We start from the raw sequence: 25400 nt of genomic DNA, 5'->3' as shown, positions 1-25400 counted from the left end.
GATTGCCGCGATGCTACCAGATAAAACGGTTTTAATCTACTACTCTGTATTAATTTTAGCAAAACGTTCTTGTTGTATACAAAATTCAAAGTAACCTAAATCTTTGTGCTGTGCTTCCAGAAGCTGTCCTGGTTTGATGTCACGGATCATGCGAAATACCTCTTTCAAAACTTCGTGCGGGAAGAATAAGTCCAGATGAGATTTGATCACGCCGTCGGGTTTTCCGTTTCTGAACACAAAAAGATTATTGAATACAATAACCAAATGAGTTTAGGAGACATCCGGCCAGTCATTTCGTTCAGATATGTCGCCCTGTCGTCTTCCATCAGCCCGATCAGAAACAAATTATCGATCCAATTTGGCGAACCGTCGGAAATGGTATAAAATTGTGCGATGTTGTGTCCTTCTGGGTAAACCAGTAAGTTTTCATTGAGGCGGCCTGCGTGCAGGTGGATATAGCGCTCCACTTCCTGTGGCAAGTTGAGTGAGGCAAATTTCCTGACCAGCAGATGAAGAAATAAAAAAGCGGTCCTGTCGGTTTTGTCCCTTTCGAGTTTTAGCCTGTCCAGAGCTGCAATGGTAGCCCGGTGTTGGTCTTTGAATAATCTCACCAGATTAAAATATGCCTTAATACGCAATAAGCTTTCTTCCATGTTGGCTGGTTCTTCCCTCGAGCTAAAAAAATCAATGTAAGCTGTAAATATATTCAGGCTGTCAAGTGCGTAGGATGAGGAAAGGTTTTCATCGCTCAGGCGTCCCAGCAGCTCGGGCATTTTTCCGTTGCTCATTGCACTGGCCAGCAAAACAGCCTTATTGGTGTCTTTTAAAAAGAAATGTTCGAGCTGATCATAAATATTGACTTTTGGCGGTACTGTAACGGCAAAAAAGCGCTCGAAGTATTCTTGGTCATGAAGGCGTTTGATATTGTCGTTACCATCATCACTATGTTGCCTGGTGAACAGACAATCGAGCAATGCCCTGGTGGTTTCATTTTTTTACTGGGAAATAAAAGCTTTATCCAAAGAGATGCTTTCCCAGATGCCTTTGCGGTTGATTTCGATGATGTTGCTGTACATCCGGTGATAGGTTTCGGCATCGAAGGTTTTAATGGCTTCGAGCACCAGGAAATCAAATTGGTTGACCTCCCATGCGATATTAGGCAGGCTAAAGATCAGGTTATTGAAATACCGGTTCAGATCCCGGACGGATTTGAAGAATTCCTTGAGACCATGGATTTTCCAGACCGAACGGAAAGCTGTGGCATTGAATGGGCAGCTGATTCTGCTGAGCAGTGTTCGCATTCTGTCAAAAAAAAGTTGCTCCATCTGCGCTTCTGAGATTTGCGGGATATGGAAGTCCACCTGAATGATTTTTTCTAGGTACTGCTCGCCGTTCACGCCGTATTCTTTTTCTAGGGCTTGGATGATGACCTGCTTGTCATAGGCCATAAGGAAGATGGTATTGGACAGGTTTAGGTTAACTTTGAGTATCTGGAACAGGGTGGTAATCTCAGTCGGGGTCAGCCGGTCAAGGTCATCAATAAGGATGTAAAGCCTGATGCCATTATTTTCCAGCAGGGTATTGGCTTCCGACCGGACTTCCTCAAGGGATACCACATCCACTCTTTTACGGTACTCTTCTACCCCGTCGAGCATGCTTTTGAGTGCGGGGTGAAAATGGCCAGCAAATTTTACATAGTCCAGGTATTCCAGGTATTTTTTGAATTTGCTGTGACTTTTACAGCCTTGTCTTTCCAGTTGATTTCAGATAGGGTTCCAACGACTTTTTCTAGGAAACTTCGCTCCAGGTCATCGCCTGCGGTATGCCCCCAGCTGTTAAAGCTGAGTATTTTATAATTGTCCTGTTGGCTTTGATGGTAATGTTTCAAATGCTGGGTGACATAATCCAGCAGTGTGGATTTTCCGGATCCCCATTTGCCGCTGATGCCCACGACCAGACTTTCTTTGTGGTGGCCAAAGAAGAGGGTTAAACTGTTGACAATCTGTTTGGCGAAGGTGTTTCTGCCGAGGATGTCCTGGCTGGGGTAAGTATCTGAACTGATGATGTGTTCCATGTTGAGCGTGAATTGTTGCGAAGCCAAATCCCGATGAGTGATGGTGGTCTCGCTGCTAATTAAAAAAAAGAAAATGTTTGTGTTTAAATTTGACCCAAACTTTTTGGGGTAAAAATAAACCAGGTCAGTACGTTTTAGACAAATTTTTACTCTCAATGTCTGTAGTTTATAAAGACTATAACACTTTTTTCAATTATGAAATATTAGTTGACAAATGCAAACCATTGACTGGAGATTTCGCCTTCATTGACCAGGTATTTCTGTAGAGGATTAACCTGTCCAAGAAAGCACTTAATTCATTTGTAGCATATTAATTATCAATTTGTTAAACTTGTGAGTTTAGACCGAAACAGACTGACCTTAAATTCCGAAATGAGTTGATCACCCCAGCGAAATCTCCATTCAGGTGATGAATACACGGGCACAAAAGCCAGCACAATCACAGGCTTCTATTGAAGAGACCGGTCTTCGGCAATAGATCAAGAAACGCTAAACAGAATATTTAAGGCTCATTAGCAGGGCCTTTCTTATTTGTATTAGGGGATACATTACTACCTGGTTCCACAACATTCCCGTCACAGATAGATACAAAAAATCAGCTTAGAAAGCATCATTAGTGATTATCTTCGTTATAATTCATCGATGCCGGAGTAAGGTGTTCAGGCGATTCAGGTCCTTCCCAGATATTCCCATTAACCAGATAAAGCTCATAAAATAAAATCCATTCAATCAGCCACGGTATCGTATTTTCATAAATCTTTGTTTTTTCCGTCCATTTGGTATCTTTGGGATAGGAAAGACAAAGGCTGCGGTCAGCATACATGTGGATTTTTGCAGAAGGCGCTATACTGGGTTCCAGGATAGTCGTTTTAGGTTCTTTTCCCACTACATGCTCTATGAGGACCTTGTATGCCTGGTTACAGCCATCTGGCTTAACATAACCGGTACACTTCAATACCCTATTTTCGACTGAACATTTCAAGAAATCAAAATGGCTTTCGATCAGTTTTTTCTGATGGGTCAGGTAAGCATATTTATAAGAGCCGCTCCTGGGAATATGGATCCCGGTTCCAAAATGAAAACTATGGGCAGCATTTTTTACCGCGCCCGTCACCGGTGTTATACTTCCGGAAGAGGTTGTAAAAGCTGCACTACTGGACACCAGCCCTGCTGCAGCCCTTAAAACAGACAACCTGTTTTTCTCAGCACTAAATACCTCATTGACTGACCTCGTTCCAAAAGATAGCTTAATCTCTTCCTGAAGGTCCTCCTGATCGCTTTTTACCTTTTCGGTAGTCAGGACTGAAAGCATGGCGCGATGCCATCTATTAAACTCATGCGCTAATCGAGCATCTCCATGCCACTTATCAGCAAAGTTTTCATTTGGATTTACGGGATTCGCTATCCAGGCCCTACCATTGACGATTTTGATATAACTTGCCATACGTTCCACGATATCAATTAAAATATCGTAAAATAGTCCCCCGTGGTGCTCCGTCATCACCTGCTGATAGGACATCGCAGCCAGCGTAGTGATGATAATTGAAATAGGCTTAAGATCATTATCTCCATACATCAGATCCCGATGTCTCTTCATTAACTGCACAGCCTGTTGAAGCGGCGTCCGTACCTTAAAATCCGGCACTTCCTGTACGCTCATTTTAAGTTCTGCAGCCAGGCGGAGCCTGATGGCATCGGCCTGTATTTTCATCACATCCAAAAACCATAACGCGTATCCCTCAGGATTGCTTCTGGGAAGATCAGAAGAAGAATAGTGGTAACTGGGATGTTCGGTATCTGTTATCAGAACCGCGTGCTGGGCATATTTCAAAGGAACACCAAGCATGAGCAGCCAGTTAAAATCATCCGCAATGGCCGGTACTATATCGAAATGGAACCTGGAAACAGCAGCATACTTCAGGCGCCAGCAACGGCGCTTTTCCAATAACATGCGCTCGTAGGTCTTACTGGACTTAAAGCAGTCACCGATCAACTGCTTCAATCTATATTGCGATACCGGCGTAGCAATATCCAGGCGGCAATTCGCATCCATATCAAATTCACACTCGTCCTGCACGGGACGGGTTACCGTACCGATACGCATGGAGCCCTGCGGGACAATTTTAGGATTATAACCTGCCAGGCTGCAGTACGATCCTGACAGGAAGCCTCCAACGGCATCATACTTACTTATCGCCTCTTCGTACTGCGCGTCGGTGAGGTCGATTGATCTGGCAAGCTGTTCTAATATATTGCCAAAATATTTTTTCTCTTCAAAAGACAACTTTATCATAATCAGGAGATGGTTAGTGTTTTAATAAATGAATTTTGTTTGTTGCTCTGATCGTAAATCAGCAGACCTTTATCGGCCTTAGGCATCCTCACTCTCCCAAACTCCACGGCAGCAGCATTCGGCATAACCGGAAAGACATGTATAGTCTTTTCTGCCGGGTGGTTTGAATTGATCTGATCATAAGCCGATCTGAAAGCGCGCTTTAGCTCTTCGAGGTGGTATTTGGATTTGATAAAATCCCGCCTTGGTTCTGCAATGCGCAAAGTATAAATTGAAAGATCTGTACCATCAAAAACACTGGTGACCCGGCTATCATGAACAGGTGCACTCAGCTCAATTTTCAATACCGGGTGGCCATCAAGATTTTCGGGACTTACGAACTGGATACTTAAATCACTCGAATCTTGCTGCCACTGCCAGGAGTCCCCGGGACTTCTGAAATACTGATAGATATCTACAGGCCTTAACTCTGACAACAGCGCTCCAAGTTTTATTAGCAATGGCTGCGGAGCTAAAGCAAAAACAGACAGGTGGTTGCAGCTACCTCCATCTAAATGAGGTAGCACATCATTGCTGAACCAGCGCTCCAATGCTATTGTTTCAGTTTCCCAATAAATATGCTCATGATCTACAATCGGACTGTTCCTGGTGCCCCCTTCAATGAAATAACCCCTGTAGGGAAAACGGCCGGGAATAATGGTCTGAAATGCTACGTTTTTTTTCAGAGAAGGATAAAAGCCTCCTATTCTGGCCAAATAACTGACAACCAGGCTCCTCTCGGCCTCCATAATTCCCGTAACGATGTTAATCCTGGTTTCATGTTCCTGTTTCATTGCAGTGAGCATTTCCACGGTGTGATATTCCTGATCAGCCTCATCAATACGGTTGTGGCATTCATCGCACAGCAGCATCAGGTTATCGTAGGCAAGTTCAAGGACGATTGATTTTTCCTCATGTCCGCGAGGCCCTTTAGGACTCGCGGCTATGATGTGGGAAATATAGGCCTTATTCATGTCTTTCGACATGAGCTCATCCTGCCATAATGGGCTATTGCAGCCGCGGTACTGGCAACGACCACCGGACTGTACCCAGAGTTTCCTTGCAGTTCCCGGCGGTATCTGTTTTCTAAGACGTTTGACTTCCATAACTATCCTAAATGAGTTCTGATCCAGTCCCAATGACTATTATGGAGCCATCCCTGATAATTGGCTCGGACTTCAATAACAAGCAAATAATCATTGGTATCCATTTTATTTTTTACACGGGCTGATAAAGCATTTGCAGTTTCGTTTGTCGAAATAAGCCATGTAGAAAGCAAAGGTTTGCACCAATTGGTTGACGTCTTAAGTTTAGCGATTACCCCCGGATAATTCTTATCCTGCTCATTCAAATCATAGGTAACTAAATAAACTGCCATAATTACTTTTTCTCCTTTCTGACACCTTTAAAAGGCGTCCCATCTTGTTTAACATCCATGAATCTCCCATTACTGGAATCCTTTTTAACCCAATTGTCGGTTACCGGATTATAGGTTTGACTTCTTTGGCGGACAGCACCATTCCTGTGCCCCTCTTTTGGCGGATTTGTTGCCATATTTAATAAATTTAAGTTAGGGCCGCTTCAACGGTAGCGTCCCATAGCCGGCATCAGATAGAGGAAGGGATGTAACTTTAAGGCAGATATTTCAATTTCTGAATTGAAATGATAAAACTTTTTATAGTTTTGAATGTCTTAAAAGATGAAGGATACCCTCAAGTATATCACCGTTTGCGCGGCCTGATTGCTTGATACACTTTGAGTCCATTTTGGATTGCAGTCCAAAGTGGACTTCCTATTTAAACACTTTTACAAATTCCTGCATGAGAACTAATACAGGAATTACAAAATAAGAAACACTTAAAACTACGGGATTTCTACAGAAATCTTCATTTTTTATATTAAAAACTTATTAACACATTTTTTTAAGAAAATATCGCTCCAAATACGCTACAATTAGGTATATTAGTTACGGAAAAAGCCAGCATATAGGAATGTTAATAAAGTTTACCGTCAAAAACTTCTTATCTTTCAAGAATTCTGCCTATTTAGACATGGAAGCGGGGTCAATCCGTGAGCACTCCAAGAGCCTGATTAATACCAAATTAGGAACACAAGACCTGAAGTTAGTCCGAAATGCAGTGGTTTTTGGAGCAAATTCCGCGGGAAAATCCAACTTCTTCAAAGGCTTTTATATCCTCAAGCAACTCATTAAATACAGTTTCGACGAAACCTTTTTTGAAAGCGGACTGCCGGCACATTCCTTCATCTTAAATGAGGAAACGGTTGACCAGCCAACAGAATTTGAAGCCTCGTTTATTATAGACCACACTTACTTCCGGTACAGCCTGATTTTTGACAAGGAGAAAATTTTTAAAGAGAGCCTGTTTAGCATCTCAAAAAGAAAAGAGGAAATGCTTTTTTTAAGGCATGATGAAGATTTTATGATAGGCAAGCATCTAGAGGTACAGACAAAAGGAGAAATAAAGTTCCTGCAAAAAGTAGCTAAGCCAAAAATTCTCTTTCTATCGGTACTTTTAAAGTTCAATGTCGAAACAGCTGTGAAGATTGCTACATGGTTCGATAAAATCAGGGTGTATACCGACCAGCATATCGAGGAAAACCTAAACCTGACTGCTGAGCTGTTTAACGACCCGGAATACAAACCCTTGATATATGAAATTATCAAAGCCTCAGATCTCGGTTTTTTAACGATTGAGCAGGAATTAGAAAAACGTATCGAAAAGCAAAAGCAGAATGCGCTACTACTTCACGCCCTTTATGAAGACCAGCCTGATCAATTTATAATCAGAACAAAACACCATCAGTATACAAAGAACTATGCCTCTTCTAGAATTATCTACTTCGACATAAGGGCGAATGAGTCGGCAGGAGCCCAGAAATTCATATCCATACTAGGTCCTCTGGTAAAGGCGCTAAGGGATGGTTCCATAATCTGGATTGATGAGCTCGACTCCCGCCTGCATACGCACCTGGTACAACTGATTATCGAAATCGTAAATTCACCCAAATATAATTTCAATAATGGACAGGCCATTTTCTCCAGCCATGATACACATCTGTTCAAAAAACTGAGAAGGGACCAGCAAATCCTGATCAACAAAAACGAATACGGAGAATCTTCAATTGAGAGTATATACGAGGGGAAACCACATGTACGGGCCGATGCGCTAATAGATAAGGAATATCTCAATAATCAACTCGGAGGAGTTCCAAAAATAAACATGCAATTTTTTTTGGATTTTGACAATGACGCGGAAAATCCTTAGGTATACTCGACATTTGAGTAATCGTTTTCCCTAATAGCGCACTTTATATCGTGTTCTGGTGTAACTCAGTCTTCAAATCCCCTCATCTTTCCAACTTCACCTATTCACTGTTAAGTCTTTCGAAGAGGTCCCGGATATAAGCAGGCCAGCCTGGCGTCTCCTTATGCAGATCGGCATACCTCCTTTCCCCATCCGCGTCCGGTCTTGATGAGGTTATGAATACACTATTTTCCTCCCGGGATTTCAAGAGAACAAATACAGACCCCGTACATCGGATCATCTACCAGGGAGGAATCGAAGTCGATATTGTTCCGTTCGAAAAAATCCAGGATCCTGACGGAGAATACACCTGGCCACCACCGGCGCTGGGCTCTATAAATGTTGCAGGCTTTATGGAAATAAATGAACAGTGTATAACGGTTGCAACCAAAGATAATTCCCTGAGCTTTAAAGTCGCATCCCTTCCCGGTATCGCAATGATGAAAATATTCGCTTGGAAAGACCGGAAACACGAAAGCAATAAAGATGGGATGGATATTGGTTTTATCATCAACCATTATGTTGACGTAAAGGAGGATGAGCTGTACGAACAACATGATGACATTGTAGCTGCTGAAGATTTTAAACTAATCAATGCAAGCGCACGTATTCTCGGGCGCGATATCAAGGAATTGATCCAGGAAAACAAGATAGCCCTTCAACGCACGTGCGATATTCTCCGGGAGGAGCTTTCTGATGAAGAGAATAGCTTGCTAGCCAGAATAATGGCACATAGCGGGCTTTCATACATTACAACCTATGATGCCCTTACCAACCTTCTACAGGGTATTGAGGATAAGTAAACTAAGAAATGAATTTTTAAAAACTGTAAACAATTGAATTGATTATAATTATTACAATTAGCAAACAACAGAAAAAAGATATCATTCTACCCTTAAAAAAACGGGATGTACCTTCATCTGCCTAAGCCCTAGACCATCCCCGCATCATTTAAAATATAATGCATCCGTTATTTTTGTACCCAAGCTTAAATCAAAGTTATCCCACACAGATGTCCCTTCACATTTCAGATCAAATCAATCCTTGGCTTTCCCAAACAGGTTAATAATCTGTTCAGACGGGCTGGTTGGGTTTTTATCAAAGCCCGGATTGTTCTCTAGTTTATCGAGCAGGCATTTTCTCAGTTCCGCCTGATTGGCTCCATCCGCCTTGTAAAGCTCAAGTGTTTCCGCTTTTGTCAACAGGGCAGCGACCTGTTGTTGATTGTATTTATATATATTGAAAAATATCTGCACCAAAAACAAAGTCAGCGCGGCAATAGTAACCCGCATGGCAATATCCGGCCAACTTACACTCGTCTGTTTTTCAATATTAGTTAGGGTTTTCTCATATGAGTTTTGGTTACCATATTTCTGGGAGACAAGATCCTGAATCTCTCTTTTCAAATCCGCTAATTTTGTGGTGTCATTTCCTGCTATAGTAGTTAATTTATTACTGATCTTTAACATATCGATTCTTGTGGATTCCAGCTCGCGTATCCTACTCAGTTCGTTAAGCGCTACTGTACCTACTGAAAACGATACACCGAAAACAACAATAATCAAGATGGTATAAAAGGTAATATTAATCGTACTTTTCGACGCATTAACCCTTTCTATAATCACTCTTATCACCTTATCCAGTATACTGTTTCCAGTACCCAGCAAGTTTTGCTCTGCCGGAACAGCCCCTGTATTCGCTGCAGCGGGTACCATATCACGTATAGGCGGTGCACCCGATTGTCGTCTCGTAGTGTTATTGTCGAAATTTACGCTGTTAAAAACCTGTATAACAACATATACCACATATAGTTCGGCCATCATCGAAACCATACTGATAATGGGAATGAAAACTTCAGGGGAAATGTATCTGATTGAAAGGAAATACGTAAAATTTTCAACGACTGGGTTGGTGAGTATCAAAACAGGTAGCCAGAAAGGTATTTTACGGTCAGAAAAGAAAGAAAGATGTCTGCAAACCCGACTCACCAAATAAGCGTAGGCGAAATAGGAAAAAATCCCGAGAATCCTCAAGGGAACATCCAAAATAAATCCTTTATCAAGATAGAGGTTTACAATGGCAGCAATTGAACAGCATACCGTAAGCGTCGCTAGTAACTGGTTGGTTGTTTTAAATCTGTTTTGGGAGGCGGGAGCGTTAATTTCTTCGTTCATGATCAATAAAATCTTTTGTTTTCTTTCTAATTGACAGCTATGCTATCGGAAATATTTGTTTATACGAAAGTATAAAAATCTTGTAATAGGTCCCTGTATCCCGTTTTATATATTTTAGAACCATCTGAAGTAATAATCCAATGCGGGGTCATGCTCTGTATACCCTCTTAATTTAACTGTATCCACTACCCCAAACCTACTCAAACTATCATTCTTGATCCCTAGACAACTGGCAATATCCCTTCTCGGTCACCCTAAATAGCCCTTTGTTATGGGTACTAAATTTTTTGAAGCACTCCCATGCTTTAGCGTCAAAAGGCCCGAAGCTTGCGTAAGCCTCAACACGTTATAATAATCCCTGATCTTTTCAACCAGCAGCAGAACTTCTTCAAAACGATCCCTTAAAAACATAAACTTTTTACAACTGATCTCGATCAGTACCAAATCGTCCAATATACGATATCATTTACTGCCATACCTTACGTGAAAAAGCCTGGATAGGTATAGACAAAATCCCTCTCTCCTAAAAAACCAACTAGTCCTTTTTATCCCGGAATCATTGGTCACTTTTTGACAAGACCTTTCAGGATATACCACTCCACATGAAACTTTAATCTCCAATTTCGTAACATCAAAATCAAACAAAACTCATTTTGACCAGCTCAGAAAATCTTAATCGAAAAAGAAAATCAATGTTGATTAATAAAATTTCCAAATTGCACCCGTTTTTTACCTTCCAGTCTTGATGGTATTTAAATACTGCCTCAAATATATTCAGTTTGGCCTGGTCATTTTTTAAATAACATTCGTAATCTTTGTATGTATGCTTTCTTCCAAAAAAATAAAATTTTGAACAAGCGTTCAGCATAAATGCGGTTATAGGTGGCTAACTTCTCAAAAATATGTACTAAGGTTCATTTGGAAAATCAAATGGTACAAACTCTTTAATTGACCAGTTGACATTAGACCCTCCAGGGAAAAGCTGAAGACCATCTTTTGTAAACAAATAGCGGGCGATACCTTCTTTCTTCGATATTTCGAGCAAACTGCGTAGCCTAAGTGTTGCATCTTTCTCATACCTTTCGTGGTCCGTGCCACCTTTCTGCATCATCGAAAAAATAAACTTGAGATTGGCAAAATCATTGCGCTTGAGCAATTCTGTAAGCTGATCGGCAGTATCCGTTCTACGCTCATCACCCAAAAAATGCAGAATATTATATTGTAGCAACATATTATGCCCGGCACTTTCTTGATCGTCGCATTCCGTGAACATTTTGGTAGTTTTTTCTAGATAACTCAAATGATGTTCAAACCTCTTTGTCAGTTCTGGAGAAATTTCGCCCGAATAGGAGCACTTTGAAAAATCCCAGTTACCATAAAAATTAATGAGAAAGCATTTATCATACGACCATTCGATGACTATTCTGGTCAGATTGGCGTGATCCCTAACATCTTCCAGTTTTTCGATGTATTTACTCAGCGCCTCGAGTCGAGAGTGAAAGCCTCTTTCTAATGGGACGAATTCATTCATCACCTGCTGCCATGCATTGCTATTGCCGGTTCCTACTACCGAAAACAGGTTTTTACCTAGTTCGTTCATCAAAATCAGCTTTTCCGCACGCAGGATTCTAGAATACCCCATCGCCCTTGCTCTTGGATTGGAATTTTCAGATGCGATGAGCCTAAATATTTCCCTGCAGAAAGCCGGAAATTTTTCAGGCACGTAGTCTGCTCTGCTGCCCAGTTCTTTCCAAGCCCTTTCCATTTCCAAAAAGGAACCTATATCTTCACCTTTCAATACTTCACCTGTCTCCCTTTCAAAATCTTCTTTAATTAAAATACCAAGATCATATTTCGCACGTAAAATCGTATGGGACAGCATTGCTTTCACCTGGCCGTCAAACCCTTCGGTGCCGTTTTCTGCAAGCCGGAGAAATTCGAGTGCCCGGGGAACTTTTCCTCTGGAATAATAAGCCATGCCGCAAATTAGATTAAACCGCGCTGAGACCTCGCCCCTTGGACAGCTGCGCTGTTCCATTTCAACAATATGCTGGGCATCTCTGTTATTTAGCAGTGCAAAACCAAAACGTTCGATATATGTGATATTTTCTTCTATACTATAGACCTTTTGCTCTGCATCGATCAGTATGGCAGAAGGTTTGGAAGCCTGTTCTGCTCGTTCAAGATGGCTGGTTACCTGCCTATATAATTCGCCACTTTGTAGCACTTCCTCATAGATAGCACTAATTTTTTCCGGGGTAAGCTCGGTAGGAAAACTGACAATATAGGTTTTAGGGAATTTTCCCCCCGAATATTTGTCTACCATTGCTTGAAAAGCAGAGGACGCTTTCTGATAATAAAATACATCTTCCCTGTGATCATAAATTACATAATAGGCCGGAATATTAAGTCTATTCAGGTAGTTGATATTGCTCACATCTATAGGATATCTTATCGATCCGTCGCTATGTTTCTCCATAGACTTTGTGGATTTCAATTGCACAGCAAATCTAATATTGGTATAAACATTTTGATTTTTGAGCTCGATAAAAAAATCAACCCCCTTATCTCGGATGTTTTCTGGTCTGAGCTGGAAAAGCATTGTATCGAACAAAAACTCAAACTTCCGCACTGAAATAGTTTCTAGGTCTTCGTTTGGGTTTGCCGAAGGCAGTGGTAAGTTGAGTCTATTGTTGTGGTCCATGTTATCTAGGGCTTGCATATATTAAATGTGATGAATTTAAACTAAAAAAAGCCAGGACGTTTTGCAGTTCAATTTTTGTATACTTCAAAAATATCCTTAATTTGGTTCAGAATCAATAACGCAAAAAATCTTGCAATAGTGATTTCATTAACTAGAATTTTAATGGACACTTTAAGCTTATGGAAAAAGCGATAACTTCGCTGTCGTCAAGACAAACAAAAGCTAAATTCGAAAGCCGATTATAAACGCGGACAAAGGTTTAGCTATGCTAGTTCCAGCAGAAATACCCTCATAGTAATTGTACTGGAAAAAAAATAAAATTAACTCATCATGTCCTAAAAGCTTATATGGTCATAAAATGATTTTATGAGCCTTTTTTGTTGAATTTGAGGTTTTATTTCTCAGCCTCGGTCAATATATAGTTGTTAATTACTTGAGATATAAACATTAGTCCCGATCTCATGATTTTTTTTTGCATCAAAGAGGGATTCTGCGCAGTTCCCGAAGCTAAAGATTAGTTTTTTAATAGGAAAATTGAGGTATTTCCAAATCTCAGTATATTGGAAACTACAAAGATCTTTATTTGTGAAAGCTCTAATCTTATCATCTTCTAAATGATCCATACAGGTTACCAACAAATTTTTCCCTAATCCTGCAGAGAACTGTTCATCAAATGCAACCGCATCATTAAGTACATCTAGATCGAGAAAATCGAACCTTAGCGCTCCCTGATAGCAGTTAGTCTCATTGGTTTCATCAATATTTTGTTCAAGCAATCTAAAATCTTTATGCTGCTCGGGAAATGGCCCTGACCCATGACGTGTTCGATATGCGCGAGTTATGTAAACAACTTCAGTGGTATAACCCGAGCAATATCTCGATATCATTTCCATGGCATTTTGACTTGAAGTATTGCTCATGGTAACATGCGGCCATTTCCCAAAATGCTGATCTAGTAAAATGCCCTGAGACCCTTCAAAAATTAGCGTCTTCGAAACCATTGTTTTAAAAAGATCCGATTCACAGATCATCTGTACCGCATTGCTATAAAGAAATTTTTGAATATCTAAAATACTGTTAAGAAACAGAGTGTCCTCATAATCATGATCCATTGAATCAAAATCAAATGCGGTATCTAGATTTATTTTATGTCTGTAGTATTTTTTGATTTGTGTTAATTTCTCAACCAATACCTGGTTATCAAACAAATCTGACAACAAAAGACTCAGCCCGGACTGCTCACGCTCAATGGTAGTACTAAAGCCAACTCCGCAACTTCCCTTTCGTGCCTTTCCTAGCGTAATTTCAGAAGCTCTATTAAAAAGGATATCATAATGAGTTGTTATTGGACAATTTGGATCAATATAGAATTTGAAAGACTTATTTAACTTCTGACATTCTTCAACAAATAACAATGGTGAGAACGTACAGTATTTAGACCAGAAAGTTGGAATTCCCCTGAAGGTTCCGGAACCTAAATTGGAGAAGATATGTTTTTCACCTTCTTTGTTAATCACGCAGTGTCCAGCTTGCTGCCCACCATTGAACCGGATCACGATCGATTCAGGATGGTTCAAGCAAAAGAAATCTGTAGCAAGCCCCTTGCCCTCATCACCATAGCCCAAACCGACAATAACAAGGGCTCTTCTTTCTACCATGATGCTTTGTATATCGCAGATGAAAGATCTTGTGTGATTTCGCATCCCGATCCTGATAGCATGAATAGATCTTCCTCTTTCACGTTTTCACATAAAGCAACCACCGGAATGCCTTTTGCCCTTGCATAACCTACTTCAAATACAGTTCCTGGATCAGTGCCTGAATATATGGCCAGTACTAGGTCCGATTGGTCGATTCCAGTAAGATCAGACTGAACAACAGTTGAAATCTCAACATTTGTGGCATCACCATCGATAGTCCCAACATCATGAAATGGTGAAAAAACCTCATTTCCAAACTGCTGCAATAAATATCTCACCTCATTGAGGAACATCCGCTCGCCAGTGGTAAAAAATGGCGCGGCAAGATATATTTTCTTTTGTTTAGATTTAATGACCTGCTCGGGATATGTTTTCGTGCTATCAAACTGCAGTTGCTTAGTATCACAAAACTGTGCCACACTCGCAGATGCTTTTATTGCAGATTCAAAGGCGGATTGTTCCAAGATCATCCAATGAAATGCAAAAACTGCGGAAAAAATATCTCCACTACCTATTGGCCAGACCTGGGGGGTACGGTATAAAGGTATTTTCTCGACTTTGTTACCTTCGAATAGCATTGCTCCATCAGATCCGTTTTTTATGACTACAACCGATACATTTTCTTTTGACATTAAGAGCTTCCCAACCTTTTCTAAATCTTCCTCCGGATGGTCAAGAAAACTCAATGCTTCCCACTTATTGAGAATTAACGCGAGATTCTTTGCTATTGCGCCTGATTGTTCAAAAGGAACTTGATTTTGAGGATCATAAACCATCATTTCTGCAGTCACCTTTATGTCCGTATCGATCATGCCATAATAAAGTACCTTAGATAAGTGTCCAAGATCAACTAAGCGAATTGCATTGGGCACGTTGACAGGCTGTGGCTTGCATAAAGGATGCTCGTAGATAAAATGAACTGTTTCTGTTACATCTATGGTATGACTTTTAAAACCGAACAGGTCCGATTTATAATTTAACAATTCTTTAAAATCATATCCGACCGCGGTATGAAAATTTATTGTTGTAGAGTAATTGCTTAGCGCTATCGCAGCGCGAAGTCCAGAGCCATAAAGTTCCCGGTAAACCGGATCAACACATTCCTCGAGATATGTCCCTCCAATAATATCCAAAGTTTTCATCATGAGAGCAGTCGTCTCACACGCACTTTGCATGATACCGTGGTAATTTCCAAGATCGTTGACTTGTATTTCTTACCTTGGTCAAGGCATTGCTTAAGCTGTAATGTCTCTGGTGCGGCAATAGTTCCACATATTCCATGCTTTCCTGAAGCTATCACATTACCGGAAGAATCTATATCCACAATCAGCACATCGTCAACTCTGTAATCTGCCAAGGCCGGTTGCAGTTTTTGCAGATATGTTGTAAAAGCGATGTTGCAATCTTCAGATCCGATTCCACCGCTAAGGCTGGGTTTTACAGCTAAACTTTTTGTATAATTGGCTTTGCCAGTTCCACCATCTTTCATTTCGAGCTTTTTTGTTAATTTAAATGATAATCTTTTTCGTTTATTGCTTTAGCGTCTTTAGTATTCCATTTACCCATTTGCGGCCGCTTTTATTACTCCAACGACCAAAGCCAGCTTCCATGTCATCAGATTTATAAACCAGAATTGCACCATCGCAATCGAATCGTTTAACAAATTCCCGCAACACTTGTTCATCAGTAAGGTTTTCTATCCTTAGGGTCAATTGTTTTTCCATAACCATCAAAATCTTAATAGGTCGCGATATTATAAATTATATCTGGAAGTTACCATTTATTATTTCCAATATGATCTAAATCATCACACATTATTCGCAAATGAAAGAACTTAATTTATAATTACGGATAAAAAACAAACAAATACTCATTAGTAAGTATATACAAAAACCCATCTTAAGGTAAATATCTATAGATACCACAATATTTATTTTCATGTTTGGTCTGAATTTTATTTAAACAATTTCATAAGCAATTATAGAATCTATCCATGAAAAAAATTTACGGGAATCCGTAAAATAAAATAAACAATCGGAGAATTTTACCCAGCGAAAGTTTGGTTGTAAGAAATCTAACCACTCATGATTTTAAATCGCTAATGTAATAAGCTGCAAAACTCGTTAATTTAAGCACGTTTGACTAATAGGAATTTCCTAAATATTACAAAGCTAGGAAATGAGATTGAAGGTAATATTCTTCTTAATGAAGAAGTATTAAGAAAAAAATAAACAATCGGGAGAAAAGGGCGTTTTATTATCGGTTCCGGAGTAGTTTCCGGAATTCGTCAGTTTGGTTGGTTATAGTGGGGAACATCTTTGGTGCTCCCCGTTTCTTTTTTTCAACAGCTGTTTTCCATCATTCGCCCAAGGTGTTTGTAGTCTCAGGTCAAGCTTAGGATCAAAACAGCAGAATAAAGTGAAACTGGTTTTTGATTTTACGATGGCGAATTTGAGGGAAAGTATCACGCTGGCTGAAGTGGAGGATATTTCCAGCATGAGCGTGCCAGCTTTTTGCAACTGGTTTAAAAAATCAACCAAGAAAACGTATGTAGATTTTTTGAACGAGATCAAGATAGGTCATGCGTATAGGTTACTACTTTCGAGTAAAATCACGATACCCGAAATAGGTTACGATTCCGGGTATACGGCTAATAATTTTCATAAACAGTTTTTGAAGGTAAAGGGACTGAACACACTGCAGTAAGAAAAACTTTTAGCCTAGGAATGATTTCCGCTGAAAAGCAGCGAAATGACTACACCAACAAAACTGTGAGAGGATAAGTTCACTTATTTTAATTGTTCATCCGCAGTTGTTTCTCATCAAATCTAGTTCAGCTTGGGGATTATCCCAAAAGTGGCCACGGATTTCATGCGAAACTGGTCACTTCATTTCACTCCAAAATGTGCACTGAACAGCCCCTAAAGTGTGTATTCGACTGATTTTAACCTTTTTAAGCCTCAAATTGACCCTGCTGGATCATGGTATCAACGACTATATGAAAATCTTTCCTGCGGTCTAAAACCGCCTCAAAACAAAAATAAATTTTCGAGATTATAACTGTGCTTTCTAAGGGAACTGTGGTGATGACTGAAAGCTCACTGGTGAGCGTTCAGGCGGTCAGCAGCACTGGAAACTTGTTCAGAACGCCTGGAGACTCAAAGGGCTGGTGGTTTGCCGGACCTTTGAACTGAAAATGATTTTGATATCTTTGATCGCACATCAGTGCACGAATCCCAGACTCCGGAAACAAAAGCTGGGTACACAGTTTGCGCCGGAATCAGGTGACTACTATCCCTGAAATCTCCAATATGACTTCTAAAACTTTTTTACGACTTACTAGTTTAAACACATATGGATAAACTTATTTCGGAAATCATTCAAACAGGGCAATTCCGAATAATAATTATTTCATAATATATTGTGTTTTGAAATTTACACCTTATAATTTAACTTTAGGCGGAAGAGGAAATTTATTTCATTAATCATGAGCAGACACGAAATTAAATGCATAGATAAATCGAATAGAACTAATCCCAACGAACGCTTAGAATTTATTAGCGGCTTAAATGGTAACGGCACTAGATGGCGTGTTTCGCAGGAAAAAGCGATTGAAGGAATAGAATCGGGAAAGTGGGAGTTTTTCATAATGGTTAATGGACTTGAGATTGATATTGAGATTTCAATATATGGACATTATAAAATCCTTAAGGCAAAAACTGTGGTTAATGGATTAGAAATTTTGTTAAGTCTGCCAGAATGTTCATATTAGCAAATTAATCGTTTCTCTCAAAATCACGTTAACTTGAATATTGATAAAAACTTAGGATTTAAGAAAAATCCTTTTTCTAAAAGATCCTCAGAGCAGGAGTTAGACTTCATTCACAAAATCTTCTACGAGCCTAATTACTATAAAACACTTCTAAATGATCTGTCTAACGGTGACAGCAGTTTTATTATAGGTCAACGTGGACATGGAAAAACTGCTGTTATTAATAAATTATTTGATGATCTGGTTGTTCAGGATGATTTATTTATCATTAAAATCGATCGCTTCGATAGTATTCCAGTAAAGCGCAATGAATCTGCATTTCTGAAAATCATTTTGAAAGAAGCTGTTACAAAATTAGGTATAGTTCTTACTAAGAATCGATTCCTAGTGAGTAAATTAAGCCGCATTGAGAAGCAAAAACTGGCTTTTTTGATTCAGCATTTTTTCAGAACAATTAATAACGATGAATACTCTCAAGTATATAATAACGTAAAAAAAATTAGGATAAAAAATTTTTTTGTACGGCTGTACAATAGCTTTTTTTTAAAGACTGCAAATAGCATTACTTCGGCTGTTGTGGGCATTACGTCTAACATTATTAGCCAGTCACTAGGGCTTAATCAAATAGAACCACCGCCTACATATCGCGAATATTTAGGGCCAATATCTTTGACTGACTTCTCAAAGATCGATATTGATAGTTTGGAAATATCGAAAGAAAATCTCAAACATATCTTAGATGACCTTCTCTCAATACTCGAAGCCCTGGATTTTAAAACTCTGGTTGTTTTGTTTGACAAAATAGATGAGTACCAAGAATTGAATCAAGATATTAGTAAAATTGGCCTATTTACAAGAGAGATACTTTCAGATACCGAGTTGCTAATGAATTCCAAACTTGCGATAGGTTTCAGCCTTTGGTCTGAACTAAAGTCAGAATTAGGCGGAATTGTAAGATTTGACAAATTTGACTCTGTTGATGTAAGTTGGCAGCCAAGAGATTTGGAACCACTTATCAACAAGAGGATTGCTCATTTCTCCATAAATGTTAAAAAGAAATTATCGGACTTAATTGATTTTCAGGGTGATATTGATGAGATTATTAATCTGAGTAGACGATCGCCTCGAGACTTGATAACTCTTTTAGGTGAGATTTATAAAGAGCAGGCAAACTCAAATCCCAACGCACAAAAATTTGAAAGCGGCGCTATATCAAAGGGGATGATTAATTTTTGTACAAATTATGATTATGATTCGCTTTATCCCTCAAAAACAGGAAAAAACAAAGATATCAAATCAATGATAAACAGAATACTAGCAATCAAACTCACTCGATTCACCCTAAGAAACCTATCGGATACCTTTAATCAGCCAGCCAGTCAGTCAGAAGGTCAAATAAAAAAAATGATACAGTATGAACTAATAAATGAGGAAGAAATTCTAAGTAATACTAATGCAAAATTTTTTGAAATAATCGATCCTAAGGTAAGTTATCTAATAAGGCGGGCTATTAATAGAATATAGTCTATTTTAAAGTTGATTTTGTAAAGTAACCTCAAACACTACATATATTGAGGTTTAACAAAATTGCTTGATATTTAGTTAAATGAAACATGATTTCGGTAAAATATTGTTCCATTTTTTGTCATTGCCTCACTCCTCAAAAACAATCTCACTTAATATGAATCAGGGGATAATACTCGTGAAATCCCCATCTTTAGATAGCAGACTGGAAATTAATTTGAACTCCAGGCAATCAGCTTTTTATGCTGGATTGTTAGCTAAACAGGAGTTTTTAGTGGCATGTTCTTTTAACACGTCGATCATAAGTCTTTCTAAAATATAAATTTAGTAGTTCCAGCAAATGCCGAAACTACTAAACCCAAAACAGCGATAGGATTATTTTGAGCTATTTTTCTTTTCTGTTACCTCAGCTCTGATTTCCTGAGCAAGAACCTTTAAGTCTTGCATTGCTTTACGAACGCGAGTACCAGCAGCAGCATTTCCGCCATCATAAAATTTTGTTGCATCCGCTTCTATTAGGGCGACCACTTCTTTTAATTTTTCAAACTTTTCCATAATTGTTTTCTATTCAGATCTAAATTAATCTTGTAAATAAATAAAATTTCGTTTTAAACGATCAGCGAAGATAATAATTGTCCTTAGATCCCCAATCCCTGCTCGGCAGAAACATTTTTTTCTTTGGATTTGCTTTGCGATACATCTTTAAAATTGCTAGGCTCTTTTAAAAACTGTTCTCTTTTTTCGCTTTTACCCTGCGTGTTAAATACATTAATTTGCGAGTAACGGGGTTCAGCTTCGATGAGAACCTGAACTTTTTTGCCGTCTTTAGTTACCGTAGCTTCTGCCCTGTCACCATTTTTCAACGACTGCTCCAATCTTACTCTGAGCTCTGGTTTTTCCAACTCTTTAATATTAAATTTATCCAAAACGTCAGCCAGATTAAATCCATAACTAGGATCGTTATATTGATGGTACGGCTGGCTTCGGTAGCATCATTAATATCTTCCATCGCCGCGGGATCAAGGGGGTTACACCTATGGGTTCGATTGAGGTCATCAAAATTGATGACATAAAACTTGGGCTTGATTTTATACCGGGAATGGTATTTCAGGAGACAGTTGTAAGCAATAATCGAAAGGTCGTCGTATTTAAAGTCATAAATAAACATGCTAAACCCCTTCCCCATTAACTGATCAATAACGTGTCGGATCACAAAGTATGATTTCCCTGCGCCGGGCGTCCCTGCAATGAGCAGTCCCCGAAAAAGATTGATCAGGTTTATCCAACTATCTCTTTTTTCTCCTTTTAAGTTATATTTCGCGGGCAGGTTTACAGAATACTCATTTTCCAGCAATCGTTCTTCCTGTGGGAACGTTTCATTTTCTGAATTAAAAATATCCTTTGTCAGGCTGTCTTCAATCAGTCTGGAAATCCACGTTCCAGCAGCCAGGATGAACAGGTAACCTGTTGATGTAATGACAATATATCCAGCAGCTGTCCATCCTGAACTGAACGGCAGGTAAAGACAAAAGATACTTCCAAAGAAAAGCAGTGTTCCAGCAACAGCGTAAATGACAATTTTTTTGCTGTCGAGTGTTTCATTCTTTTTGCCTTTGACGCCAAGCAGGGAAATAGCAAGAAAAACAAGTACCGCAGTTTTAACCATTACCCATCCATCAAACAGACTAATCTTACTAAGCTGCATTAAAATCCTATCGGTTATCTCTGATCGTAAATTTATTCCCGCAAATAACTGATAAAGCCGTATATAGAAATGCATGCAAAGCAGAAATATACTAATCCACCTGCTCATATCTAGTATCTTTCTTAAACCCTGAATGTCTTCTCCGGTATTCATATCCTTATCTTATTTGATTTCCAAGATCATTTTCCTGTACTGATCCTTTTTTCTTTTTCTTCTTCCTTCTGCTTACTAATCCCGAAACCGGATCGAAATCTGGCCTTTGCAAAAGTGTCCCTAATAACCCTTTATCATAATCAGATTGAGCCAGATCTTGTGCTGGTTCACTACTCCATCTACTCCGGACCAACTTATCCTTCTGATCATTGCTTTGCTTAGATTCAGAGAGATCAGCCTTATCAATCCGCTCCAGGACTCCCTTGGCACTGTAAGCTTTTCCCAGATCGCTTCCGTTGAAGACACATCGGCTATTGTGGTCCACGTAAGTTATTCCGTAAACCTGACCAGCATCACTATGCCTAAAAATTACACCGACGTTTTGATTTCGTAATGCAGCGACGAATGCTTGTTTGCTTAGCGCCTGACCGAGGTCAAAACGCTTATCAATAATATCCTTTAAAGAACCAATGTGCTCCTTTTTCTTAATCACATTCGAACGACACTTTTCTTCCACTTTTGATAAAACAGGTTTCCCGGCAAGCGAACTGGCTTTGATGGGCACCCCCACCCTTTTTCCTATGCCATCCAATACAGCATAGATCAAACCACGGCGTTCAAACATCCTGGAATCCGCGTTTCCCCTGTCTGCAATTACATTGAATTCTCTTAATACTGCGTTGTACTCGGCTAGCGAGGTAAATTTATATTCCCTCATCACCGCAGTTACGATGTTATAAATGGACTGACGTGTGGGCATCTTTCCGTATGCTGCCGGGCCGACTTCGATACCCTTGATCAATGGATCTTTTGTTTTACTTTCTGCCTTAACCAAACCATATTCCTGCTGCATCGCTGCTCTGATCTTTTCATCCTTATCCCTTCCAATGTTGTGGATAGATATTCTGTTCCCATCATCCTGGATATTGGTTGTCACGATGTGAATGTGCGGATGACTGGCATCATGGTGTATATAGACCAGAAACGGCTGTTCGCCGAAACCCAACCGTTCCATATAATCTACTGCTATGCGCTGGAGAGTTTCCTTTGAAAGCCTGTCCTCGCGGTCAAAATTGAGTATCACGTGAATGGCATTGGTTTTCGCCCTGCCGTTAAGCATGGTCAATTGCTCGAACCTGGATAACTTATCCCGCAGCTCCAGGTCAGTGATTTCAGCGCCAAACCTGTTGGCCAGGATCAGTTCCGCATTTCCCGAAGCGACCTTATGTTCATTATAAATTAACAGGCCACGGATACTTTTTCCGCTTAGGATCCGCGTAACCATTTCAATGAAAGTTTAGCCACCAGCGCCAAAAGATGGTCGACCTTTTGACCAACATTTTTATACAGTTCGGTAGTGCGCATAAAATAAAACGCCCGCTGAGATTCATTCTCTGCCGTATGGAAGTGCCGGGTCTGTTGATTGATGTTGATTCCAATGGACTTAAGTTCCTTTCGGATTAAGGTCAGCTCTTCCATGGGTCCGTTCATTGAAACATCCCGGTTAAGCATCAAAATCTTTTCCCGGGAAAGGATTTTCCTGGTCACCTCACCCATTGAACGGCAATTACTATTTTGCAAAACCTGCTCCAGGCGCTTGTAAGTTTTTGCAGTGACCCTGGTCCTGATGGGATGGGTAAAACGGACATCCTCCAACTGTTCTTTTAAATCCATAGCTTATAATTTCCTGATAAAACCTTTGGCCATCTGAGTTCCGAGGATGGTCCCAACCTTAAGGGTGGCAAGAACCGTTTGTGGACAAACGTACTTCTTGCCGAACACCCGCGTGATCACAACTCTCCTACATATCAGTCTTCTGCTAATTGCTTCCGGAAGGTTTTGCTGGAGCGCTTTTGACGTAAGTTGAACTTCGTGAATAGGGAAATTTCTGAAGTAGGGCCCTAATCCTGAAGCGCATTTCCTGTGCGTATTTTTTAGATGTTGGAAATGTAAACTTTCTTTGGATTTGGTATTGGTTTTGGTGTTTCATGTTTTCGCTGATTTAAATACAAAAATCAACAGCACACAGCAACATAAGACCACCTCTTTAAAGGAATCCCTATTTTTTTTAAAAAAAATGACCAATGCAATTATTCTTCTTTATGTAGTCAATAATATGTTATTGCATGGTTTGTTAACAGTAAACTTTCTGGGCTATTATCGCAGCTAATTACGCGAATGAGGAAAACGATCTATAGAGACTTGGGAACAAAGGTATCAGCCTGGGCTCCTTTTAGGTCACAATCTGAAATTCGCGAATACCCTTACGAATGCCTAATTTATTATTGATACTTTAGTCATACTGATGCCAAAACGTAAAAACTTAAAGGGAATCCCTCATAACATAACAAAGAGCTTCTTTGGAACCGAACGTTATTACAAAGGTGGCTATATGGGTGACTGGTTATTAAACGCTGCGAAGCACCTTCACTTAGCAGAAGTTTCACTGGATGTCATGAAAGCCATATTCAGTCCGGAAAAATTAAATATACGGCCGTTGATACTGAATGCGGTAGAATTAAAGGAAATTATCTATAAAGAATTAACAGCAAATGGATTTCACAAAGACTTTATAAAAGAAGCTGTTATTGACTTTCAGTTTCCAGATCCTAAAATTAATAATACCAGATTTTATTGCTTCCCATATTTAATCGATACCGATGGCAATAGGTATGAAAGTGGTCGAATTATGGAGGAAGGACTTGAAGCCGAGTTTGATCCGTTTGAGGAATCAAATATTAATTGAACAAAAAGCTGGCAGATATTAATAGCATAAGCAAAAAAAATCTACGATGATATCCGCTCGAAGGACTTCAATAATCTCTCTCCACAAATTGTTGACAAATGGATTGATGAAACTTTAAATATCCATCCAATCAACGCTGGAGTATATTCATTTAATCAAAATCAATTAATAGGAGCTCGGCTTAAAAGATAAGGATCAGAAACTTTGGAGATTAGCTAAAAACTAGCGTTAACAATAGTTTCCAAACGCATTACGGCCTTTTTTGAAAAAACCAAAATAGACGGTAAAACCACAAAAGACTTGAATGGTTTAACATACTGATATACCATCCGTATATTAGTCCAACCTTAAAAAAAAATCCCCTATAGCAACTTGACTATTTAAAAATCAGAATATTCCGCGGGATATAAAAACAAGGTCACATTTTTAGAAACATTATGCTGGTACTGTGGCAGACCACTTATTTTTTTGTATTCAGGACCAAATGCCGCCCAATGACTATCCCGATCAGCATTGTTGTTAAATGTTGTCAAATACATTAAGTTAGGCATTTTACTGCCAGCAATAACCTGCCCATAAAAAACCGCATTAAAATTCAACTTTGAAAAGATTTCAACTTCATAATCGTTAAACATTTCAATTTTATTGAATGACAGATTTTCGGTTGCCGCTTCGTAACTTCTTAGTTCATGAACCCGCTCATTTTTGGGTGTATTCAGTTTGGGCAGCGAATATTCCGGCATCGCAGAAAAAGCCTTGAGTAAGATGGATTCTATACGGGAATACGGCGCTTGGTCATATGCCGCATCCAAATAAGATTTTCCGCTCTCAGCATGTTGGCTATTTTTACCAATCTCTGTGTCAATTCTATCCAGATCAGTCAGCTTTTTAAGCGGTATAAAAACATAAATAAGCTTTTCCGACGTATCCTGAAAAATCGGCCTAAAAACGCCAACATCCTTTATGCCTGCCCTGTGCAATGCCTGCAGATATGCATTCTTTAAATAAAAATCAATTTTATTTTCCTGCGTATCAGTTTTGAAATGATATACTTTTATCTGAAAATAAAATGCGGGCTTAGCGGCATAAACATGAGCTGATATAGCAATTGAAGCAACAGCCGACAGAAGTAATTTATCAAAAAAGGATTTCACAATATATTTGGTTTAATTTAAATGAACTATTAACGC

25 protein-coding genes are annotated in these 25400 nt (G+C 39.4%); 6 read left to right on the top strand and 19 right to left on the bottom strand.

Annotation, left to right across the window (positions count from 1 at the left end; translation table 11 throughout):
• Positions 1-206: 206 nt before the first annotated feature.
• The 7 genes from EA772_RS14390 to EA772_RS22105 all read right to left on the bottom strand — a co-directional run bounded on the left by EA772_RS14390 (position 207) and on the right by EA772_RS22105 (position 5960).
• Positions 207-974: a hypothetical protein gene (locus EA772_RS14390; RefSeq protein WP_124913822.1), complete on the bottom strand. Its 768-nt coding sequence runs from the start codon at positions 972-974 to the stop codon at positions 207-209.
• Between the two features lie 21 nt (positions 975-995).
• The gene (locus EA772_RS14385; RefSeq protein WP_124913821.1) at positions 996-1655 is read right to left on the bottom strand and encodes a P-loop NTPase fold protein; all 660 of its coding nucleotides are present in this window, start codon (positions 1653-1655) and stop codon (positions 996-998) included.
• 35 nt (positions 1656-1690) lie between these two features.
• A complete protein-coding gene (locus tag EA772_RS14380) occupies positions 1691-2230 on the bottom strand; it encodes a P-loop NTPase fold protein (RefSeq protein WP_124913820.1) in 540 nt (179 codons plus the stop codon).
• Positions 2231-2687: 457 nt separating this feature from the next.
• Complete coding sequence (locus tag EA772_RS14375; protein ID WP_124913819.1) at positions 2688-4367, bottom strand: nucleotidyltransferase; 1680 nt, start codon at positions 4365-4367, stop codon at positions 2688-2690.
• Between the two features lie 2 nt (positions 4368-4369).
• Positions 4370-5512: an SAVED domain-containing protein gene (locus tag EA772_RS14370; RefSeq protein WP_124913818.1), complete on the bottom strand. Its 1143-nt coding sequence runs from the start codon at positions 5510-5512 to the stop codon at positions 4370-4372.
• Between the two features lie 2 nt (positions 5513-5514).
• Positions 5515-5784: a hypothetical protein gene (locus EA772_RS14365; protein WP_124913817.1), complete on the bottom strand. Its 270-nt coding sequence runs from the start codon at positions 5782-5784 to the stop codon at positions 5515-5517.
• Between the two features lie 2 nt (positions 5785-5786).
• Positions 5787-5960 carry a hypothetical protein gene (locus EA772_RS22105; RefSeq protein WP_168187563.1) on the bottom strand — a complete coding sequence of 58 codons (174 nt, stop codon included), beginning with the start codon at positions 5958-5960 and terminating at the stop codon, positions 5787-5789.
• A gap of 497 nt (positions 5961-6457) precedes the next feature.
• On the opposite strand from EA772_RS22105, the gene EA772_RS14360 reads away from it, so the two are divergent.
• Both EA772_RS14360 and EA772_RS14355 read left to right on the top strand, forming a co-directional pair.
• Positions 6458-7693: an ATP/GTP-binding protein gene (locus EA772_RS14360; RefSeq protein WP_168187562.1), complete on the top strand. Its 1236-nt coding sequence runs from the start codon at positions 6458-6460 to the stop codon at positions 7691-7693.
• 215 nt (positions 7694-7908) lie between these two features.
• On the top strand, positions 7909-8535 hold the full coding sequence (locus tag EA772_RS14355) for a nucleotidyl transferase AbiEii/AbiGii toxin family protein (protein ID WP_124913815.1): 627 nt from the start codon (positions 7909-7911) through the stop codon (positions 8533-8535).
• A gap of 234 nt (positions 8536-8769) precedes the next feature.
• Here EA772_RS14355 and EA772_RS14350 read toward each other — a convergent pair whose 3' ends face one another.
• From EA772_RS14350 to EA772_RS14325, 6 genes are all read right to left on the bottom strand, one after another.
• Positions 8770-9906 carry a hypothetical protein gene (locus EA772_RS14350; RefSeq protein ID WP_124913814.1) on the bottom strand — a complete coding sequence of 379 codons (1137 nt, stop codon included), beginning with the start codon at positions 9904-9906 and terminating at the stop codon, positions 8770-8772.
• Between the two features lie 907 nt (positions 9907-10813).
• A complete protein-coding gene (locus EA772_RS14345; RefSeq protein ID WP_124913813.1) occupies positions 10814-12628 on the bottom strand; it encodes a DUF4365 domain-containing protein in 1815 nt (604 codons plus the stop codon).
• A gap of 407 nt (positions 12629-13035) precedes the next feature.
• Complete coding sequence (locus tag EA772_RS14340) at positions 13036-14268, bottom strand: adenylosuccinate synthetase (RefSeq protein WP_168187561.1); 1233 nt, start codon at positions 14266-14268, stop codon at positions 13036-13038.
• Positions 14262-15455 carry a PfkB family carbohydrate kinase gene (locus tag EA772_RS14335; RefSeq protein ID WP_168187560.1) on the bottom strand — a complete coding sequence of 398 codons (1194 nt, stop codon included), beginning with the start codon at positions 15453-15455 and terminating at the stop codon, positions 14262-14264. The genes EA772_RS14340 and EA772_RS14335 overlap by 7 nt, the downstream gene beginning before the upstream one ends.
• The gene (locus EA772_RS14330) at positions 15452-15799 is read right to left on the bottom strand and encodes a hypothetical protein (RefSeq protein WP_124913810.1); all 348 of its coding nucleotides are present in this window, start codon (positions 15797-15799) and stop codon (positions 15452-15454) included. Before EA772_RS14330 ends, EA772_RS14335 begins: the two co-directional genes overlap by 4 nt.
• 40 nt (positions 15800-15839) lie before the next feature.
• Complete coding sequence (locus EA772_RS14325) at positions 15840-16034, bottom strand: hypothetical protein (RefSeq protein ID WP_124913809.1); 195 nt, start codon at positions 16032-16034, stop codon at positions 15840-15842.
• A 694-nt stretch (positions 16035-16728) separates the two neighbouring features.
• On the opposite strand from EA772_RS14325, the gene EA772_RS14320 reads away from it, so the two are divergent.
• The 3 genes from EA772_RS14320 (at position 16729) to EA772_RS14310 (ending at position 19606) form a co-directional block, all read left to right on the top strand.
• Complete coding sequence (locus EA772_RS14320; protein ID WP_124913808.1) at positions 16729-17016, top strand: AraC family transcriptional regulator; 288 nt, start codon at positions 16729-16731, stop codon at positions 17014-17016.
• Positions 17017-17797: 781 nt separating this feature from the next.
• Complete coding sequence (locus EA772_RS14315) at positions 17798-18082, top strand: DUF3892 domain-containing protein (RefSeq protein WP_210405040.1); 285 nt, start codon at positions 17798-17800, stop codon at positions 18080-18082.
• 33 nt (positions 18083-18115) lie between these two features.
• Positions 18116-19606 (top strand): P-loop ATPase, Sll1717 family, encoded by a 1491-nt coding sequence (locus tag EA772_RS14310; RefSeq protein ID WP_124913806.1) that lies wholly within the window; start codon positions 18116-18118, stop codon positions 19604-19606.
• A 375-nt stretch (positions 19607-19981) separates the two neighbouring features.
• Here the strand turns inward: EA772_RS14310 and EA772_RS14305 are convergent, their stop codons facing one another.
• The 5 genes from EA772_RS14305 to EA772_RS14285 all read right to left on the bottom strand — a co-directional run bounded on the left by EA772_RS14305 (position 19982) and on the right by EA772_RS14285 (position 23138).
• Positions 19982-20161 carry a histone H1 gene (locus EA772_RS14305; RefSeq protein WP_124913805.1) on the bottom strand — a complete coding sequence of 60 codons (180 nt, stop codon included), beginning with the start codon at positions 20159-20161 and terminating at the stop codon, positions 19982-19984.
• 83 nt (positions 20162-20244) lie between these two features.
• Positions 20245-20508, bottom strand: a complete 264-nt coding sequence (locus EA772_RS14300; RefSeq protein ID WP_124913804.1) for a hypothetical protein — start codon at positions 20506-20508, stop codon at positions 20245-20247.
• Positions 20484-21419 carry a YWFCY domain-containing protein gene (locus EA772_RS14295; protein ID WP_246834102.1) on the bottom strand — a complete coding sequence of 312 codons (936 nt, stop codon included), beginning with the start codon at positions 21417-21419 and terminating at the stop codon, positions 20484-20486. The genes EA772_RS14300 and EA772_RS14295 overlap by 25 nt, the downstream gene beginning before the upstream one ends.
• Positions 21420-21468: 49 nt before the next feature.
• Positions 21469-22749 carry a relaxase/mobilization nuclease domain-containing protein gene (locus EA772_RS14290; protein WP_124913802.1) on the bottom strand — a complete coding sequence of 427 codons (1281 nt, stop codon included), beginning with the start codon at positions 22747-22749 and terminating at the stop codon, positions 21469-21471.
• Positions 22731-23138, bottom strand: coding sequence for a mobilization protein (locus tag EA772_RS14285; RefSeq protein ID WP_124913801.1), 408 nt, complete (start codon positions 23136-23138; stop codon positions 22731-22733). Before EA772_RS14285 ends, EA772_RS14290 begins: the two co-directional genes overlap by 19 nt.
• A gap of 631 nt (positions 23139-23769) precedes the next feature.
• Here EA772_RS14285 and EA772_RS14280 point away from each other — a divergent pair.
• Complete coding sequence (locus EA772_RS14280; protein WP_124913800.1) at positions 23770-24210, top strand: hypothetical protein; 441 nt, start codon at positions 23770-23772, stop codon at positions 24208-24210.
• 380 nt (positions 24211-24590) lie between these two features.
• On the opposite strand, the gene EA772_RS14275 is transcribed toward EA772_RS14280, so the two are convergent.
• Positions 24591-25364 carry an NIPSNAP family protein gene (locus EA772_RS14275; protein ID WP_124913799.1) on the bottom strand — a complete coding sequence of 258 codons (774 nt, stop codon included), beginning with the start codon at positions 25362-25364 and terminating at the stop codon, positions 24591-24593.
• Positions 25365-25400: the final 36 nt, after the last annotated feature.

This window comes from Pedobacter sp. G11, from assembly GCF_003860265.1.
Classification (GTDB): domain Bacteria; phylum Bacteroidota; class Bacteroidia; order Sphingobacteriales; family Sphingobacteriaceae; genus Pedobacter; species Pedobacter agri.
This window is presented reverse-complemented; position numbering and strand designations above follow the sequence as displayed.